This is a genomic window from Rhizobium gallicum bv. gallicum R602sp, from assembly GCF_000816845.1.
Lineage (GTDB): Bacteria > Pseudomonadota > Alphaproteobacteria > Rhizobiales > Rhizobiaceae > Rhizobium > Rhizobium gallicum.
Genome location: NZ_CP006880.1, coordinates 1,412,286 through 1,430,602, shown reverse-complemented (window position 1 = coordinate 1,430,602; position 18,317 = coordinate 1,412,286). Strand labels below are relative to the sequence as shown.

The following is an 18,317-nucleotide window of genomic DNA, read 5'->3' as shown; positions in this document are numbered from 1 at the left end:
AGAGCACGAGAACCGGTTATCGATCAGACTGGGAATGCTTCTTTGCCGCTTGCAACTCCAAGTGCGACCGCAACCATATCCGCAATCGCAAGCGAACCTGTCAGACCCGGGCTCTCGATCCCGAACAGGTTGACCAAACCTTTGACGCCGTGCAGCTGCGGCCCGTCGATGCGGAAGTCCGGCATCGGCATGGTTGCGTCGTGAAGCTTTGGCCGTATCCCGGCATAATCGGGTTGCAAGGCGCCGTCACGCAAACCTGGCCAATAGCGGCGGATTGCGTCATAAAACTGTTGCGCGCGGGAGGCAGCAACATCGAGCGAATGATTCTCATCGACCCATTCGACATCAGGCCCGAAACGGCAGCGCCCGTTGAGGTCGAGCGTTGCGTGGACTCCAAGGCCGGCATGGTCGGGCATTGGATAGATGAGGTGCGAAAAGGGTTGGCGCCCGGAAAGCGCGAAGTAATTGCCCTTGGCGTACCACTGCGGCGGCACCATCTTGGGGGAAAGTCCCGCTGTTCTTGCCGCAAGGCCGGGGGCGCCGTGGCCGGCGGCATTGACCACGAAGTCGGCCTCGATTTCGGTGGGTTCCGCTCCGCCCGTGGTCAGGCTAATCCGCACACCACCGCACCTGATTGCCATAGCCGGCGTATGGAAGGCGAGCATGCCGCCGGCGGTCTCGAAATCCTCGCGCAGCGCCTGCATGTAGCCGTGACTGTCGATGATGCCCGTCGATGGCGAGAACAGCGCGCCGGCGCAGTTCAGCTCCGGTTCGAGGTCGGCGACGTCGCTCGGTGTGAGCGGAAGGAGATCGAAAACGGCGTTGCGTTTGGCTGCCGCAGCAATCGCGTCAAGCTTGGGCAATTCCTCGGGGCTCGCGGCAAGCAGGATTTTGCCTACCCGTCGCGCTTCCACGCCGCGGCGTGTACAGTAGTTGTAAAGCGCTGCCCGGCCCTCGACGCAGACCGTCGCCTTCAGCGAACCCTGCGGGTAATAAAGACCGGCGTGGATAACTTCAGAGTTCCTGGATGAGGTTTCTGTGCCGATTGCGTTGGCGCGTTCGACAATGATGGTTTCAAGGCCGCAAAGCGCGAGCTTGCGGGCAACCGCCAGGCCGATGACGCCTGCGCCAACGACAATGGCGTCGACAAACAATCTGCTCATCCGGCTTTCATCTCACCAACCGCCGCCACGCATGAACTAACGCTCCTTCATCTGACCTCTGAGGAGCGAAGTCAATTCTGCAGTGTGCAAAGCGGCGCAGATTTTCACGCGAGAGCGGATAACACCTCGCCTCTCGACCGATCCGAACACCCATGCTTGGGGCTGCTCGGAAGGGTCGTGACCTCATCGGGATCGGGGACCGACCGCCTGGCTCGAAATATCAAGGGCGCGAGAGGGCCTGGACACGTCCTCGTGCCAAACCAGAAACAGGACCCCGAGAAAATACCCGCTCTGGATCAGGACAGCGCATACAAGACTATCGGCAAACGCACTGAGGACGGACCCTTGCATCCATAATATCGCGCAAAAGAAAGCGATGAGCACGGCGGCCATCGAAACAAATACCCTGGGTGCGTACATGAACTCCCCTCCGGCCTCACGACGCACACTCTGATCTGGGACCTTCTTCCATCGTCCCGCAATACTTCGCACAATCAGAGATAACTGAGTTCTTTGTTGCAGTGTTACCATGCTCAATGCGTCGACAGAAACCTTCAACAGACAAGATGTCAAAAAGATGTCATCGTTAAAAAGTCGTTAAACACGAATTTTCATGACAACCTTTGCGGTAAATGTCGAGAAGGCGTCAGTAATCAGAAAGATAGAAGCTTATTAAGTATGCGATAGTGAATCATCAGCAAAAATCAGAAGTCTATGCGTCAGATGAATGTGCTCGTGCAAATCGATCCTGACGTAACGCTACCTACAGTAACGTGGGGTATTCGAGGACGTAGTTCATGCTTTCGAGGTATACATGAGATTCTGCTTGAAAATACTAATCATTACGATTTAAATGGCCAACGCTGTGGAGGCCTCAGAATGAAATACGATGCCGACTTTGCCAATCCCTCTCGTGATCACGGCGATCGACACATCCCGCAGCCTGCGGGCGGTGCACAGAAACGGATCTTTGACGTTGTTCTGGCGGGTGTGGCTATCATTTGCCTTCTGCCGCTGATGATTGCGATCGCGTTACTTGTTCGTTTGGCCGATCGCGGACCGATCCTTCACTTTGAAAGGCGGCGCTCACCCGGGGGAGAGGCGTTTGACTGCTACAGCTTCCGGAAATTGCCGGTCGACTGGCGCCTCCGGCTCGGCCAGCATCTGTCGCGCCATCCAGACGAGCTTGCAAGCTGGATCATGACGGAAAGGTTGAAGGACGATATTTTGCTAACGCCCGTTGGACGAGTTCTTCATCGAACAGGGCTTGATGATCTGCCGCAACTTCTCAACGTGCTCTTCGGTGACATGAGCTTCGTTGGTCCGCCATCGCTGCCTGTTGATCGCGGTTTTGTAAAAAAGGGCAGCTCTGCACAATTTTGTAGACCAGGCATGATCAGCGATTGCCACGCCACGGCTGGTGGTGTCAGAAATGGGGAAATGGCGGCAGCTTCCTACGCCGCGCAGTGGAGTTTTTTGGGCGATTTGAAAATCCTGGTCCGCGCGATTGGTGGTCTGTTCCAGGCTGAAAGGTTTCAGCTCGATCATTGAAAAGATCGCTGATGGCGGCGCGGTCAGGACTGTGCCTGTGCGAGTAAGCAGCCGTTGCAGCCCTCACTGGCGAATCACGAGTTGGACGCGGGTAATATTGGTCTGGCTATCACGCTGGACCGAAAGCCGCGCGCCAAGGCCATTGACGGCGCGCCTTAGGATCGCGGCGTCCCGACCGCTCATGAATGGAAACATGAGTGTGGCGTTCTTCTGGATGAAAGTCACCGACCTTTCTGCTGTCCCGCCTGCGATCTCGACACTGACGGCCTCTGCTTCTTGTGCGCTCGCTGCCATCGTCGACAGCGCGATGATCAGGATCAGCAGTCGTTCCCGATAAGCTTCAATGCCGTCGAAACTGCGCAGCGATGATACCCGCAGGTCAAAAAGGATGGTCAGCGCGTCAAGGGCTCGATGTAAGACAAGTCCGGGCAGGGCGTCGTGTTGCGGTACGTCGCTTGCGATCTCGGCGAAAGTTTTGAGTAACTGGCCAATCAGGAAACTTGCGGCGGTCAGCTTTTCCAGGGCAAGCGCGTCGCTCGGTCGTCCCGCACGCCTTGCGATCCCGACCGCACCATTTGCCAAGCCCTCTGCCGGAGAAATTGCGGATGTCAGATAAAGTCCGAGCTCGCTGGATCTGACTTCGAGCACAGCCGCTGCAAATTCGCGGAAGTAATTGTCGGCGGCCGGCCCAGTTTTTTCCTCGAAATCTTCAATGATTTCGCACCTTGCCGGTGCACCCGCTGCGCGCATGATAAGGACGAAGCGAGCCTCATAGTGAAAGTACAAAAATGATAGCTCGGCATTCTCGCAGGCCAAAAGTCTGTCCAGAACGCAGAATGATGCTGCCTGAGCGGCGGGAAATACGGTATCATTGAGTAACATCACTGTACCACTTGTGGAGTCTTTAACAATATGAAGACATATCCTACTAAAGACCAGATAAAAACTTCGATCTTTGGCTGTAGATGTTACGCTCTCTGGATAATGAGACATAATTGCCTCAAGATTATTCTAGTGGCAGAAACCTGACGGATGTTGCCGCCAGAGGACCGATCCGGTGGCCGGCATCTCCCATGCGACGTGACTGTTGCTCTGGAGAAGAGTAAAATAGCGCCCTTAGCGAACCAGGGAGGGCGATATGGGAACGGCTGCACCGAGCGTAGCCATCCGCGCGCTGGCCGAGACCGACCTGCCGGAAGCCGAAAGAATTTTCCGTCTGGCCTTTGGCACCTTCTTGGGAGCACCCGAACCAGAGACGTTCTGGTCCGACCGCGACTACGTACGCGGCCGCTGGCAGGCGCCCTACGTCACCGCCTTCGCCGCGGAGGTGGGCGGCGAACTGGTAGGCTCCAACTTCGCAACCCGCTGGGGCAGCGTCGGCTTCTTCGGACCCTTGACGATCCGCCCCGACCTCTGGGACCGGGGCATCGGTGCGCGGCTCGTCGAGGCCGTCACGGCGAGCTTCGATGAATGGGGCACGCGGCATGCAGGCCTGTTCACCTTCGCCCAGAGCGCCAAGCATGTGGGCCTGTACCAGAAGTACGGCTACTGGGCTCGTTTCCTCACGGCCATCATGTCGGCGCCGGTCCGTCACAACCAGACCGAGCCGGTGCGCTGGTCGCGGTATTCCGATCTGACAGAGGAGCAGAAAGTGGAATGCCTTAAGTCCTGCCGCGACTTGACCGGCGCCCTTTACGACGGGCTCGACCTGGGGGCGGAAATCCAGGCCGTAGAGGCGCAGGAGCTTGGGGAGACGGTCCTGCTCGGCGATATGGCGGGTGCGGGCTTGGACGGTTTTGCCGTGTGCCACCATGGGCCGCGCAGCGAAGCAGGCGACGGTGCCTGCTTCATCAAGTTCGGGACCGTGCGCCCAGGATCGGCGGCTGGGGAGACCTTCGACAACTTGCTGCATGCCTGCGAGGCGCTTGCCGTAGCGGAGGGGATGCCCAGGCTGCTGGCCGGCGTGAACATGGCCCGCCATGAGGCGTACCGGCACTTGGTCGGGCGTGGTTTTCGAACCGAAATCCAAGGGGTCACGATGCACAGGCCCAATGAGCCGGGTTACAGTCGCGCCGGCGTCTTCGTGCTCGACGACTGGCGCTAGGGATCGATTCTAACCCTTGGTGCTCGTCCGGCGCAGACCACTAGCCAGCAGATGATCTGCAGATTTCTATCCGGTGATTAAAAAGGCGAGCCGGGAGCAGCTTTTGGCGCGCTGATCCTTCCTGATTGTGCTAGCGCAGCAGACAGACGACCGAGAGCAGGATAAAAAGCCAGAGGAGCACGGAAAGCCCGGTGGCATTCAGCAACGTCGTTTTCTTCATGTCGCTCTCCCGCTTTCGCATGAGAGAAGGATAGGCGGTGAAGCTTGCGCGGGGACTATCGCCTGTCTGTGACGCTGTGCGTCATCTGCCTTGTCCACGCAGGAGCTGGATACGTTCGATCATCCAGCTTCGGCTGAAGCAGGTGAGCCAGCCGAAATAGATGACCATGCCAAGGCTCGCCGAGATAGCGAGGCGGGAGGAAGGTTGCATCCCAACCATTACTGTCGCATGCACGAAATATACGACCACGCCCATGGCGAGGGCCGCCGCCGCGGCCGGCGCGAGTCCCATGTAATGCACCTTCGCCTGCAGGTTCAGCCGGCGTAGCAACAAAACATTGCCAATCACACCATAGACGAGCGCCGGCGAAGACATCACCAAAATCGCCGCGCCCGGCGTGCTTGTCGGTATGACGATGAGCGCACCGATACAAGTCAAGGCAACGATGATGGAATATTGCAGTGACATGCGGTTCAAGCCAAGCGCGTTCATTGCAATGGGGTTGAACCAGACGATCGGGATCATCAGCGACGTGATCGCCACAGCGCGAAGAATCGGCGCGACCCCGGCATAGGACGAGGGCAACAGCAACGCCACCGCATCATCGGCGACGACAATCAGTCCGGTGAAGGCCGGCAGTGTCACGAAGGCAGCTGTGCGGATGATGGCGGTAAATACTTCGCGTTCCGCCGCAAGGTTGCCGCGCACCTTGCTCATCAACGGAAACCAAAGCGCAAAGAGCGGGCTGACCAGGGGATTTTGCAGCGACTCGCTGATCCTGTCGGCGGCCCGGAACAGACCGACGGTCGCGCCATCGAAGCGGATGCCGAAGACCAGCACGGCAGCGCGCTGCATGGATATGTTAATGGCGGCGACCATCCATAGAGGCAGGAAGCGGCGAAGAATTTCGCGACACGCGCCTTTTTTGGTATGACGCCCGGGAAACCAACCGGTATGACGGAACTCAAAGACAACAACGGCCAAAGTCGAGACAATGCGCTGAGCAGGCAGCGCCCAAATCGCCAGGGGTGAGAACGCCAGCGTGATGCCGGCGACACCGCCCGCAAGGGTCGAAATCATATTGCGCTTGGCAAACGTCTTGAAGCCCAGTTCGCGCATTATGAGGGCATCCATCACCGACAGCCACGGCGTAAAGAGCAAAAGAAGGCCAAAAATCGGCATATAGTAACCGACCAGTGGCGCGTTCTCAAAGCCAGCGATCAAAGGCCCAGCCATGACCAACAGGAGCGCGACGGGTAAGGCGACCAAAGACAGGGATATGAAGGCCGCGTTTAAGCTCTTCTTGTCGAAATCACCACGCTGCAGGATCGCATCCATGCCGGCATAGCGGCCGTCATTGGCGATGAAGTCGGCAACAACAGCAGAGAGCGCGACTGCCCCGAAAACCGCCGGTTCCAGCATGCGCGCAAGAACCAGGAAGATGACAAAACCGGCGCTCTGCGAAAAGATCGCGTTGATGGTATTCCAGGCAATGCCATTTCGAAGTGCCGTTGCTAGCGACGTTTCAGACATGGACCGTCCCATCTGTGCAAGGTGTAACCGGCGCCGTTGCGCCGCCGCGCGCCATAATCAAGCATGTGCGCCTGGAAGACCAGGCCTGCCTCACGCCTGCAACCGGTACCAGTTGACAACGGTCTTGATTTTCCGACGCAGATCCTTGAGGAAATGGACCTTGCCAAGCTTAAGGACCTGCGCTCGATAGGGGGTCTTTTTCAGATAGCGGTAATAGGTCCAGATCAACGGATGCCATCCGTCCGTCGACCACGGTTTGTTGTGCTCCGTGAAGTGGATGATCTTTGGCCGGCGCCCTTTTTTCATTTCGGCTGCAGTTGCATAGCAGGGCTTGCCTTCCTGCGGCATCAGCATTCGGCGTTGGACGTTCCACAATATATCAAGCTGTTTCCATCGGCTCCAGAAGACAACGTTTAGAGCGCACTGATCGCCATACTCCATATCGTCGATGCGCGTTTCCAAAACAGTGATGACTTTGGAAAGATCATCACTGGCGCGCAGCTTGGTGAGATCCATTAGCAGTACACCGGAATTGAAGTAGCCAAGACGCTTGGGCTGCAGCTGAAAACGCTCGGCGAACGCCTCGCCGTCCATGCCGACGTCGCAGACCGCGCCGATTGCATGCTCGCCCAGATCGGAGGCATAGAGTTCCCGGATATCACCCATGACGACGAGGTCGGCATCGAGATAAAGGACTCGATCGATATCTGGCGGGGCAAGCTCGGCAAGCATCAAGCGATAGTAGCCGGCACGGCTGATATGGCGTTTGCCGGGCATTGCAAGGACACTTGAGGCTTTAATCTCGAGCCAATCAAACCGATGCCCTTTAGCGCAGCGTTCGAAGGTCGAACGGGCTTGGGGGGAAATGCCATCATGGACGATCAGAAAACGGAGTTTTGCGCCCGGCGCGTTAGCGATAAGAGATGCCAGCACAACAGCTGCGTGCGGCAAGTAAGTGGTATCGAGTCCAAAGGCGATTGTCACCTCCGGAGCTATTGGTCGCGGGCGGCTATATCGCTGCATTGCTGCCTCAAGTAGAGGTTCGGCAAGGGGGCGACCGTTCAGGCCTTCGGCGATTGACCGGAAACTGGCAGTCTTCATCGGCAAGGCGCCCATGGCAGAAGATGCTAGATTTCCTTCAAATGCGGGATCACTCATTACCCCTCCAAGCGGGAGCCTCATGCTCCTGTCTCATGTCATCGAAACGTTTGCCGCCTATTGCCAGCCCGGATATCCGGTCCAGGCGCGGCGCATGCCAAGCTTGACGCAAATCCAGTCCAGCACGGCATCGACGACGAGCATGCCGTTGACACCAAAGCCGGCCCTTGCAAGTGCATCAAAATGGGGTTGCAGATGCTCGCGGCCGCGATCTTCGCGCCACCAGGTCAGAATGCGGCGCACATAATAGCGACGAAACGCGAGAAGCTGGCGGCGGTAGTCGGTCCCGAAGGCGACCGGGCCGTGGCGCATGATCAGATCAAGGCCATCGCGCGTCCAGGCGCGTGTTTTGCCGGCATAATGTAAGGCAGTGACCGTATTGTCGTGCACACGGGTAAAGCCAAGCGCCTCATGCACGAAACCGAAATCGCTGATCGCCAGCATCCGGAAAACCGTATCGAGGTCCCAGCTGCCGTCCATGGCGCCGGCGAAAAGCGGTTCGAGCGAGTCAGTCACGCGCCGGCGCCACATCATCTGGACCGGCATTAAAATGCCCTGACGCAGCAGCGCCATACGCATGGCGTCCTTGCCGGGGAGAACCGGCATGCCGGGTGGCCAGAAGAAATCTTGAACAGCACCTGCGCAGTCATGAAGGCTACCAATGACCCCGACATTGGGAAAGGTTTCGCCGAGTGTGGCCATCTTGGAGATCGACGTCGGGCTAATCGTGTCATCGTCGCAGAGATAGCGCACGTAGACAGCCTCCTGTGGTACCAGGCGATAAGCTTTCGTCCAGTTTTCACGCTGATCCAGCGTCTTTTCATTGCGGAAGCGAAGGACAGGGATGCGCTTGTTCAAATAGGCGGAGACGATTTCTTCGGTATTGTCGCTGCTGTTGTTGTCGAGCACGACGTGAACAAGATTTGGCCAATCTTGCTGCTGGACGGATTCCATCGTTTCAGCCAAGAACCGTCCGCCATTATACGTCGGGGTCACAACAGCGACAAGCGGTAAAGACATTGTACATTCCACAACGCGAAAGAAATCCCAAGAAGAACTAAATGTATGTTATAGTTCAGGTGATGCCTGTCAATAATGTCTTCGCGTAGAATCCAATTTATATTGAGATATTGTCGTTCCTCTGTATAGCCGACTATCGAAGAGCTTAGCTGCATTCTGTGCAGCGACCGTTTGAGGTTGCCGGCAAGAGCAGCGAGCAAATGAAGAACGTCGCCAACAGATGCAGTCGCGAATAGACAGCGGCCTGTTCGCAACTGTGGCGATGACGACGACGGCGGCAAATCCGACTGAGAACGGAGCTCGCCGTCGTTGGAATGGGCAATCACGCGACCGCTGAGCACGAGAACAGATCGACGGTATGAAATCGACTGTGACAATACTTTCCATCTGTCGGTTCGCTTGATTTGCAAGCGGTCACCCGTGACCGCCACGGCGAGGCACATGAAAACCTTCACTGCCAGCGAATTGAGGATAGAGCCGCACCGAGGCCCTGCCTACCGTTCCTGCGACCGGTTTCGTGAGTGCCCCGGCGCAGTAGTAGATGAGGAAGGATCCGATCGTGTATTGGTTCAGGAAATCAACTTCGAAAAAGGAGCGACCGATGAACAGTGTGACGAGACCGAAGAGGGCCACATCCTCGTTTCGTGCGCCCGACGACAGGAGGCATCTAAGGTATCCAACGAGGAGGCCAAGAATAACGGCGCTGAGCAGGATCAGTCCGATATAGCCAAGTTCGACCGCGGCCTCGATGTAGGTATTATGAAAGTGAAAGCCTGCACGCGATGCAATATAGAACTGCTGCCACAAGACCTCCGGTCGAGAAAAGCCCTGGACCCAGAAACCCTGAAAACCGAGGCCGAAGATAGGTTGTTCGTGGGCGATTTCGAGTCCGCGCTGCCAAAGATACGTCCGCCCTGTCAAAGTCGCATCCTTGCCGAAGACGCCGAGGATTGCGCCGAAGAGTCCGGTGCTCAATGCGATCAGTAGTCCGATGGCTGCTGCAGGAACGATCGACAGGAAGAGGACCGTCCGGTGCCGCGGTGAGAAACGCTTCAGAAAGACCGCAGCGACCGTTACGGCAATCGTTGCTGCGATCGTGATCGTGGAGGTCGCCGACTGGGCCGCGTACAGCGAAAAGGCGCCGAAGGCGCCTGACATCAGCGCTAGGATGCGCCACATCATCTGCACGCGCAGAATGAAGACCAGCGAGAAGGAGGCAAAGACGCCGAGCGCGGCAAACATACCGAGTTGGTTCTTCGACGCGAAGGCGCCGATGAAGCTGTAGACGCCATCAAGAGGGTCGTAGTCGAAGTGCCCAAATATTAGTGAGTAGAGCAGCACCAGCGATGCGCCGAGGCTCATACCCAAAACCATCGCCTTTACCGGCACGACCCGTGCGGCAACGAGCGCACAGACAATCGTTGAAAGATATTGCAGCCCGCCGCGCAGGCTGAGGCCCGGAACCGCAGACCAGAAAAAGGACAGGCATGCAAAGATGGAAAAGGCAAAAATCCAATAGAGAGGCCGTGGATCGCCGATGACTGCGCGCGGGTCCATGACAAGAAGAGGCAGCCACACCAGGTAGAACAACAAAATGAAGACAGAGCCAAACAGCTGCGCATAGGCGATGAAAAACATCGTCGCGACCATAGCAGAGATCGCAAAGGGGGCGTTGTGTTCAGGCGATAAGAAAGCGTTGATACTGATACGCATGCCGGTCTGCCGAACCCCTGGTCCTATGATTTTTCATTGGTGACACTGACCTTGACCAAGTCTCCCGGCTGCACGGGCGTCGTTTCGGTCGCAGGAATCTCCTGGATCTTGCTTGCGACCGTTCGCACGATCGAATAGCTGATGAGCCTGGCGGCGTCGCTTCCGGTCAGTTGCGAGGCCGTTGGCGCATTCACCAGCGCCTCAGCCATCAATTGCCGGTACATTTGAAGCTGCAGCGCATTTTCGTCCAGCTGCGACTTGGTTTCCTGCATATCGAGCGCAATCTTCGATTTGCGCTCGTTCTTCAAGTCGATCGTGTCGAGCGCAGCCTTGTTCATCTCCTGCTTGGCGCGCAGCGTGGCAGCGTCGAGGTCAAGCAGGTTGCTCTGGGTATCGGCAAGCGTCGTCTCGAGCCCCAGCGCCCGGGAGCTGACTGCCAGACCCTGATCGACGAGCTTGGCGGTCTTTTGGAGCTCCCTCTTGTAAAGGTCCACTTGCCGGGTCTGGTTGTCGACTTTCTTGCTGAGTGAGGTGATTTCGTTGCCGTAGAGGGTTTGCAGCTCATCAAGCCCCTTGAGGCGGAGGTCGAAGGCATTGCGGTTCGTTTCCATGATTGCCGTTTCATCCTCTATCAGCGTTCGCGCTTGGGGGATGGCGGCAAGGTCTTGGGGGACAGCAATCTTCTCCTCGCCTGCCTCCTCGGAGGCAAGTCGGGCTTTCTTCGCCATCAGACGGGCGCGCTCGGCAACAAGTACCTCGTGACTGCCCCTGGCGTTGATGAAGTCGCGTTCGAACCGCTGACCTTCGTTCAGCCCGCGACGCATGCCGCCAGCAAGACTAATCGCCTTCAAGACCGTCATCTCCGGATCGTAGGGATACTTGCCAGGCGTGTGGACTTCGCCAGCTACGAAGATCGGCCGGAATTCAAGAATCTCAACCGAGGCTTCCGGCGGATTGGGAAGCCCGAAACGTTCCTGGAGGTTGCGGGCGATCTCGCGCGCCACCTCCGAGGTCGACCGGCCGACAGCGTTCAGTTCACCGGCAAACGGCAGAGCCAGATCACCGTTCGGACCGACGATGTATTCGCCTGTAATACCCGGCCACTCGCGAAACTGCCCCTCGGCAGTCTGCCATTCGACCACGCGGACGGACAGCTTGTCCATGATTCCAAGCTTATAGGGATCAGCGTGCGCAGGCGACAGCAACGCCGGTTGAACAAGAAGGACGACTGCGCCAAGCGTTGCACGGCACAGCCGCGGTAGCGCGTAGATGGCGTTACGCGCGGCAGGAGAGAGCTGACGAACTAACCTCATGGTTCTTCCCTATCTTTGCCTGGCAAAGGCGTCGGCCTGTTAGCGGGCACCCCGCGCGAACAGGACAACCGGCACGGTTTTCAAAATGATCCAGACGTCGCCGACGAAGGACCAGTGCTCAACATACTGGCTGTCGAGCTGAACGCGCTCCTCATAGGTGGTGTCGCTTCGCCCGCTCACCTGCCACTTGCCGGTGAGACCCGGACGCGAGCGGAGGTAGTGACTGCCGCGATCACCATAACGGGCCATTTCTTCGCCCATGATTGGACGCGGGCCAACAAGGCTCATATCGCCGCGCAAGACATTGAGCAGTTGTGGCAACTCGTCGAGACTGAGTTTCCGCAGCACCCTTCCGGTGGCGGTTACTCTGATGTCGTGACGCAGCTTGCGGGTCGTTGCCCATTCAGCAAGGGCGGCGGGATTTTCGGCGAGATAGGCAGCAAGCCGCGCATCGCTCTCGGTAACCATGGTTCGGAATTTCAGGCAACGGAATGACTTCCCGTTGTGGCCAACGCGCTGATGGCCGAAAAGAACGGGGCCGCGGTCATCAAGCTTTACGGCGATCGCGATCAGCAAGAAGAGTGGAGAAAACAGGACGAGCAGAATGAGGGCGCCGACGACGTCAAACACCCTCTTGCGCAACCCGCCTAATGGCCTCATTGGCCGCCACTGGGTGTAGTGCGAGAGAATAGAGGCATCGGCTAATTCGACATCATGCTTCATCATGAAGCTCCCCGAAAGCAGTATGTTAAGAAATTAGTAACTAAAGCTTTCAAAAAGGCAATAGAAAAAGATCAACTATAATCGAAATATACTTTGTGTAACATTGTGATACAGATCGGTTCTGTACTTCGCGCAGTTCGCAGGCAATATTCCAGTGAACAAACGGTATTATTCCGTTTCGGTCAGCTGGGCCAAACCGCGGAGGCGACGTCTCCCTAATCAGCGGTTTGGCTCACCCCGGTGTCGGGTCCCAGAGCTTCCACGGCGCATCGCCGCTCTCCCAGGCCTTTTCGAGCACCATCTTGTCTCGCAGCGAATCCATGCTTTGCCAGAAGCCCTGGTGCCAGTGCGAGCCAACCTTGCCCATGTGAAGCGCTTTTTCCATCGGCCCCTCTTCCCAGACGGTGTCATCACCTTCGATGAGGTCGAAGACTTCAGGCTCGCAGACAAAGAAGCCACCGTTGATCAGACCGCCATCGCCAATGCGTTTTTCGCGGAAGGCATGGACACGCGTTCCGTCGTCCGACAGGCCAAGCGCGCCATAGCGGCCCGGCTGGCTGACGGCGGTCAGCGTGATCCAGTTTCCGTCCCTCTCATGTAGCTCAATGGTCGCGGCGATATCGGTATCGGAGACACCGTCGCCATAGGTCAGAAGGAACCGTCTGTCGCCAATGACGTCGCGGGCGCGCCTCAATCGTCCGCCAGTCATCGTGTTCAGCCCGGTATCGAGCACGGTGATCTTCCACGGCTCCAACGCACGGCGGAGCCACTTGAACTCGCCTGTCGCTAGGTCGACCGTGAAGTCGCTGTTTATCATCGCATAGTTGATGAAGTAGTCCTTGATGTAATCCGCTTTATAACCTGCAAGCACAACGAAATCGTTGAAGCCGTAGTGCGAATAGATCTTCATAATATGCCAGATGATCGGTCGCCCGCCGATCTCGACCATAGGCTTTGGCCGAAGTGTAGTCTCTTCCGAAAGACGGCTCCCGTAGCCTCCTGCAAAAATGACAACTTTCATTGCGTCCTCTTCATTTGAAGCGTTGCCCGCCGTACGCGGCTTTAAAGTCACTGTGTCACATAATCCGGTTCAGCCAGGCATGGCTTGGCGTGTCCGATGTGCGGGGTCCTTGAAACCAGAAATGTAACTACGGTCGGACGGATTGGCCGTGTAGCGCAGATCGGTGCCAAGGCTGCCGCCGTCGATCGCCTGTGTGAGCACGTTCAACCGGACGAGTTGCGCTGAGCGGTAAGTGGGATCCTTCAAACCTGCCGCATCAAGGCCGGTTTTCAGGTCGGCAATAGCGCCTGCAAGCGTTACTTGTGGCTGATGGGCCGGTGCCAGGCGCCGGTAGAGATCGAAGTTAACCCGATAGGAACGCCGGTCTGGTGGCGCGTCCTTGTTGATTTCGACCACCGTCCCCGGAACCGAGGCGGCGACGGCCTCGGCGAGCTCGCGCACCTGATAATTCCAGTCCTCGGAACCGACATTGACGGCCAGAAAATTTCCGCCATCCTGCCTGAGCAGCGCCCATTCGATTGCCCTTGCCATGTCGTTGACATGAATGAGCGGCCGCCAGGGCGTGCCATCAGAGAGGACGGAAACCCGTCCGGTCCTCAGCGCCGAGGCCACAAAATCGTTAAGGACGAGATCGAGCCGCGTGCGGCCGGAAAAGCCGCAGGCAGTCGCGAAGCGCAACGCGCTGACCGTCATTTGACTGTTGCGGGCGATCTCGCCAAGCCCGGTCTCGGCCGCAACCTTCGAACGCGAATAGGCGGTCAGAGGGTTAAGCTCATCTGTTTCGGTGCGCGCGCCGCCCTCGGCAAATCCGTACATGGAGCAGCTGGAGGCGAAAACAAAATTTCTTACGCCCATCCTGGCGGCGAGTTCGGCTGTTCTCAGTGTAGCGCGGTGGTTGATCTCGTCGGTCACCGCCTCAAAGCGGCCGCCCATCGGGTCGTTGGAAACGGCTGCCAGATGCACGACCGCATCGACGCCCTTGAATAGCTCGGCGGGCAGGTCGCGGACATCGGCAAAGACCTGACTGTTAAGCAAACGCTCGGGCAGGTTTGCTTGGGTGAGGCAATGCGCGAAAAGGCCAGTGTCGACGCCAACAAGCAAGCAGTCAGGCATCTCACGGCGCAGGTGAGAGACGACAGCAGGCCCGACATAGCCCATATTTCCTGTGATTAAGATCTTCATTTCAAACGCTCCGGAACTGGTGACTGTCATTAAGATGGGCATGGCGCAAACCAGGAGTTGCTTCACACCAACGTTGCATCGGATCAGTGTTTCTTGCGCGTCTCGTTAGAGCTCCTTCGATAGCTGCACGCGCGCCTTTCGCCGTCTGCGGCCTCGCGCCTTCATGATCGGCTCGCCATGCTCGAGGTAGTAGCTCGCATACCGGGAATAGAGTTTTTCGGAACTGCCAAGTCCGCCATAGGTAGAAAGTTTCTCCTGATCGGCCTTGTTGAGCATAACGCCCAGCAATTTGGCTGCGATCGCAGGTTCTTGCTCAAGCGTTGACTTCAAAAGGGCCCGCGGCGTGGCTCCCCATTCCGACACGAGCAGGAAACCGTCGGCGAACGGCTCAAAAGCCTTGGCATCAAAGACCGGCCCGATTGGCGGAAGATCGACGATTATATAGTCGAACATGGAGCGGGCCTCTTGTAACAGAGTCGCCATGGAAGGACCTGAGATCAGCTCGCTCGTGTTGAAGACCTTTACCTGGCGCGGTGTCGCGAGAAGGCTTACACCGGTCTGCGGATCGACAACCAGAGTTTCTTGCCATTTCGTTGTTCCATTCAGCGCCTCTGTCCAGCCGGTTTCAAAGCGGATGCCAAGACCCTGCGTTAGCGATCCGCGTCGAAGATCAGCATCGATCATCAGCACCTTGGCTGGGCTGGATGCCACGAGCGTCGCAAAATTTGCCGCGATCGTCGTCTTGCCTTCGCCTGGTAATACCGAGACGACGCCGATGACCTTGCAGTTCTGGCTGCCAAGCATCGTGTCGGTCATGATCTTTGCATGCCGTAAGGTCTCGGCAAATTTGGTACCGCCCGATTTGACCGCAAACCGCATGGTTTCGACATCGGGATTGGCGATCAGCTTCCCTTCGTCATCGGGAGACGGACGCGTAGCCCCAGGGATCGGCGGCAGGTAACCCAGGAACTTCAAGCCGAGCGTCGTAAACTCCTCACCGAGGCGGAACGTGCCTTCCCTTATCTCGCGCCACAGGCCAAGTCCGATACCGAAGATCGCGCCGAGTATCAGCGAGCCACCAAGCGTGAGGGTACGCTTGGGGCTGGATGCCTCGGTCGGCGGCGAGGCAGGCGAGATGACGCGCGCTTCTGATATCGGGAACGACTGGTTCTGGGCCGTTTCCTGATATTTCGTCAGATAGGTCTTGTAGAGGTCGCTAATGGCTTCGGCGTTGCGTTCCAAGTCCTTCAATTGCACGAGCGATTCATTCGCCGCCGAGGTTTGTCCGGTAATCCTCGACAGACCCTCCTTCAGCGATGCCTCGCGCGAGACCGCAACTTCATACTGATTGCGGTAGCTTTCCGTCATCTGTTTGAGTTCTAGAAATATCTGCCGCCCAATGTCGTCCTGCTCCCTACGGAGCGTGATTGCTTGCGGATGTTCCGGACCGAAGCGACCTTCGATCTCTTGGGCCCGCTTGATGACTGTCAGATAGCGCGCTCTGAGCGTCGAGATGACCGTCGAGCCTTGCTGCTCAGAGACTGTTGCGGCATTGTCGACCGCAGTCTGCTGGCCGGCGGCAACGATCGCCTTGTACTGGTTGTAAAGCGCAAGCGCCTTGGCGCTGTCCGCCTGGGCCAGGATGTACTGGCCACTGATGTCGGAGAGCTGTTCTTCCGACAAGAGGGCACCTTTCGCTGATGTAAGGCCGTTTTCGGTGCGGTAGCGTTCGACCTTCATGGCCGCCTCTTGCGATTGGTCCTTCAGATCCGTCAGCCGAGCGCGCAACCAGACCGTCGCCCTTTGCGACGCGTCGAAATTGGCATCGAGCTTGTCTGACAGGTAGGCCTCGGCATAGGCGTTAGCGATCTGCGCCGACAAGGTGGGGTCTGTCGACGTGTAGTAGAGGTCGATCACGAAGCTCTGCGGTTGCTGCTCGACCCTCAGATTTTCCATGAGAACTGCCACGGCAGTGCCTTTGCGCGCGTCGAGGCTATCGGCATCTGCCATCTGCGCGCCCATGCCGGCAAACACGTCCATCGCCATCTTGGCAAGGCCCTTGATCTGCTGGGTGACCGAGAGTGGAGGATTGATGAATTCGCGCTTTTCGTAAAGCTGCTGCCGATCGACCACCTTTGCCGCAAGCGAGCTTGACCTCAAGATCGCTACTTGGCTCATGATCTTCTTGTCAGATTCCATGTTTGCAGGCGCCGGTGAAACGTCTCCAGCAAAACGGCTCAGATTGTCATCGATGAGGACGCTGGTGCCTGCCGTGTAATAGTAGGTTGCAAACACCAGCCGGGTAACGCCGAGCATCAGGCCAATGGCGGCAAAGAGGACCACGAGCTTTGCTTGACGCCTGGCGATCTGTATCAGGCGGTCGACGTCTATGAACCTCTCATCGCCGGCCTCAGGCTGCTTGGCCGTGCCCCGCTGACCGAGATAGGGGCGTATTGCTTCCTGCACCATCTTTGCCTTGCCTATGCCTATGAACTCGTTCATTCCGACACCCACCTAACCTTTTGAGGTACGGCAACCGCCGCAATCGACGCCAGCGTATCGCTGGGCGAGTTCCGCGGGTACGTGCAGACGGCAATTTCGATGAGAAGTGGCCGGCTCATGAGACGCCCCTTCTTGGACCAAGCGACAGCATCTCGAGCCAGAAACCGGTTGACCAGGCTACATGCATGACCATAGCAAGCAGTCCGGCCAATGGTCCGTGTGGCATCTGCTGGCGCACGCGAAGATAAAAGCCATAGCCGATACAGGTGAACGCCCAGGCGAACGCCGGAACGATCGCCGCCCAGTAAAACAGCGCGAGCACCGTGCCGGCAACGGCGGGCGCGACCGTAAGCGGCAGCATTTGGCGCAAAGCCGGCATTGTCCTGTGTTTACGGATGTTGCGCGCCCGTCCGCGGCCGTAATTGAGATACTGACAAAACAGTGCGCCAACGCTTGCACGCGGATGATAGACCATGCTTGTCGTGCCGCTGATCCAGATTTTGTAGCCAGCCTTCCTCAGGCGGAAGTCGAGCTCGGCATCCTCATTATGGGAAAAGGTTTCATCGTAGCCACCGACGGCGAGAAAGGCGCTGACGCGCATCAAGGCGTGGTGTCCATGGTCGACGTAGCCGCCCCTCGACAGATTGCGATGCGCAGAACCGCCATTGCCGATCTTCGAATTCTGGGCAATCGCGGCTGCTTTCTGGATCGTATTGAAACCGGTCGTCTCCAAGGCGACGACGACGGAGGCAGCAGCGGTCATCTCGGCATCAGCAATTAGCTGCTGGCAATAACTCTTCGGATATTGTCCATGCGCGTCCATGCGCACGAAATATTCAAAACCACGGCCGTAGCGTGCCACTGCAAGATTGATCGCCGCACTTTGCAGCCGCTTCGGATTGTCAAGGAAGATGATGCGCGGATCGATGGCGGAGGCGGCCTTGATGATATCCTGCGAGCCGTCCTTGCTGCCGCCATCGGCCACTACAATGCGCCAGCCCGGAGCTTGGAGTTCCGTGCTCAGACCGTTCAGAAGCGCACCAATGTAGTTTCGCTCGTTAAGGCATGGAATGACGATCAAGCAGCAATCTTCTGGACTTACGTGCTTATTCAT

Annotated in this window: 15 protein-coding genes; 2 read left to right on the top strand and 13 right to left on the bottom strand. The window is 57.6% G+C overall.

Translation table 11 applies throughout. The features are described 5' to 3' along the window. Window positions 1-23: 23 nt before the first annotated feature. A complete protein-coding gene (locus tag RGR602_RS29845) occupies window positions 24-1,163 on the bottom strand; it encodes an NAD(P)/FAD-dependent oxidoreductase (protein WP_040115602.1) in 1,140 nt (379 codons plus the stop codon). 183 nt (window positions 1,164-1,346) lie between these two features. Further along, entirely contained in the window at window positions 1,347-1,514 is a 168-nt protein-coding gene (locus RGR602_RS39950) for an exopolysaccharide production repressor protein (protein WP_170251034.1), read from the bottom strand. A 528-nt stretch (window positions 1,515-2,042) separates the two neighbouring features. Between RGR602_RS39950 and RGR602_RS29835 the strand changes: the two genes are divergently transcribed. Continuing rightward, complete coding sequence (locus tag RGR602_RS29835) at window positions 2,043-2,714, top strand: sugar transferase (RefSeq protein WP_052451808.1); 672 nt, start codon at window positions 2,043-2,045, stop codon at window positions 2,712-2,714. A 63-nt stretch (window positions 2,715-2,777) separates the two neighbouring features. On the opposite strand, the gene RGR602_RS29830 is transcribed toward RGR602_RS29835, so the two are convergent. Next, window positions 2,778-3,707: a hypothetical protein gene (locus RGR602_RS29830; protein WP_133939554.1), complete on the bottom strand. Its 930-nt coding sequence runs from the start codon at window positions 3,705-3,707 to the stop codon at window positions 2,778-2,780. Between the two features lie 145 nt (window positions 3,708-3,852). Here RGR602_RS29830 and RGR602_RS29825 point away from each other — a divergent pair, with 145 nt between their 5' ends. After that, complete coding sequence (locus RGR602_RS29825; RefSeq protein ID WP_040115600.1) at window positions 3,853-4,818, top strand: GNAT family N-acetyltransferase; 966 nt, start codon at window positions 3,853-3,855, stop codon at window positions 4,816-4,818. A 301-nt stretch (window positions 4,819-5,119) separates the two neighbouring features. Here the strand turns inward: RGR602_RS29825 and RGR602_RS29820 are convergent, their stop codons facing one another. The 10 genes from RGR602_RS29820 to RGR602_RS29775 all read right to left on the bottom strand — a co-directional run bounded on the left by RGR602_RS29820 (window position 5,120) and on the right by RGR602_RS29775 (window position 18,317). Next, window positions 5,120-6,571, bottom strand: coding sequence for an oligosaccharide flippase family protein (locus tag RGR602_RS29820; protein WP_052451807.1), 1,452 nt, complete (start codon window positions 6,569-6,571; stop codon window positions 5,120-5,122). Window positions 6,572-6,661: 90 nt separating this feature from the next. Beyond that, the gene (locus tag RGR602_RS29815) at window positions 6,662-7,753 is read right to left on the bottom strand and encodes a glycosyltransferase family 8 protein (protein ID WP_082046726.1); all 1,092 of its coding nucleotides are present in this window, start codon (window positions 7,751-7,753) and stop codon (window positions 6,662-6,664) included. 33 nt (window positions 7,754-7,786) lie between these two features. Then, complete coding sequence (locus RGR602_RS29810) at window positions 7,787-8,749, bottom strand: glycosyltransferase family A protein (RefSeq protein ID WP_082046725.1); 963 nt, start codon at window positions 8,747-8,749, stop codon at window positions 7,787-7,789. A gap of 414 nt (window positions 8,750-9,163) precedes the next feature. Then, window positions 9,164-10,462 carry an O-antigen ligase family protein gene (locus tag RGR602_RS29805; RefSeq protein ID WP_052451806.1) on the bottom strand — a complete coding sequence of 433 codons (1,299 nt, stop codon included), beginning with the start codon at window positions 10,460-10,462 and terminating at the stop codon, window positions 9,164-9,166. 23 nt (window positions 10,463-10,485) lie between these two features. Further along, window positions 10,486-11,775, bottom strand: coding sequence for a polysaccharide biosynthesis/export family protein (locus RGR602_RS29800; RefSeq protein ID WP_052451805.1), 1,290 nt, complete (start codon window positions 11,773-11,775; stop codon window positions 10,486-10,488). Window positions 11,776-11,814: 39 nt separating this feature from the next. Further along, entirely contained in the window at window positions 11,815-12,498 is a 684-nt protein-coding gene (locus RGR602_RS29795; protein ID WP_040115596.1) for a sugar transferase, read from the bottom strand. A 232-nt stretch (window positions 12,499-12,730) separates the two neighbouring features. Further along, window positions 12,731-13,519: a glucose-1-phosphate cytidylyltransferase gene (gene rfbF / locus RGR602_RS29790; protein WP_040115595.1), complete on the bottom strand. Its 789-nt coding sequence runs from the start codon at window positions 13,517-13,519 to the stop codon at window positions 12,731-12,733. Between the two features lie 69 nt (window positions 13,520-13,588). Next, complete coding sequence (locus RGR602_RS29785) at window positions 13,589-14,701, bottom strand: NAD-dependent epimerase/dehydratase family protein (protein ID WP_063856022.1); 1,113 nt, start codon at window positions 14,699-14,701, stop codon at window positions 13,589-13,591. A 105-nt stretch (window positions 14,702-14,806) separates the two neighbouring features. Next, window positions 14,807-17,203 carry a GNVR domain-containing protein gene (locus tag RGR602_RS29780; RefSeq protein ID WP_052451804.1) on the bottom strand — a complete coding sequence of 799 codons (2,397 nt, stop codon included), beginning with the start codon at window positions 17,201-17,203 and terminating at the stop codon, window positions 14,807-14,809. Between the two features lie 115 nt (window positions 17,204-17,318). After that, window positions 17,319-18,317: a glycosyltransferase family 2 protein gene (locus RGR602_RS29775; RefSeq protein WP_040115594.1), complete on the bottom strand. Its 999-nt coding sequence runs from the start codon at window positions 18,315-18,317 to the stop codon at window positions 17,319-17,321.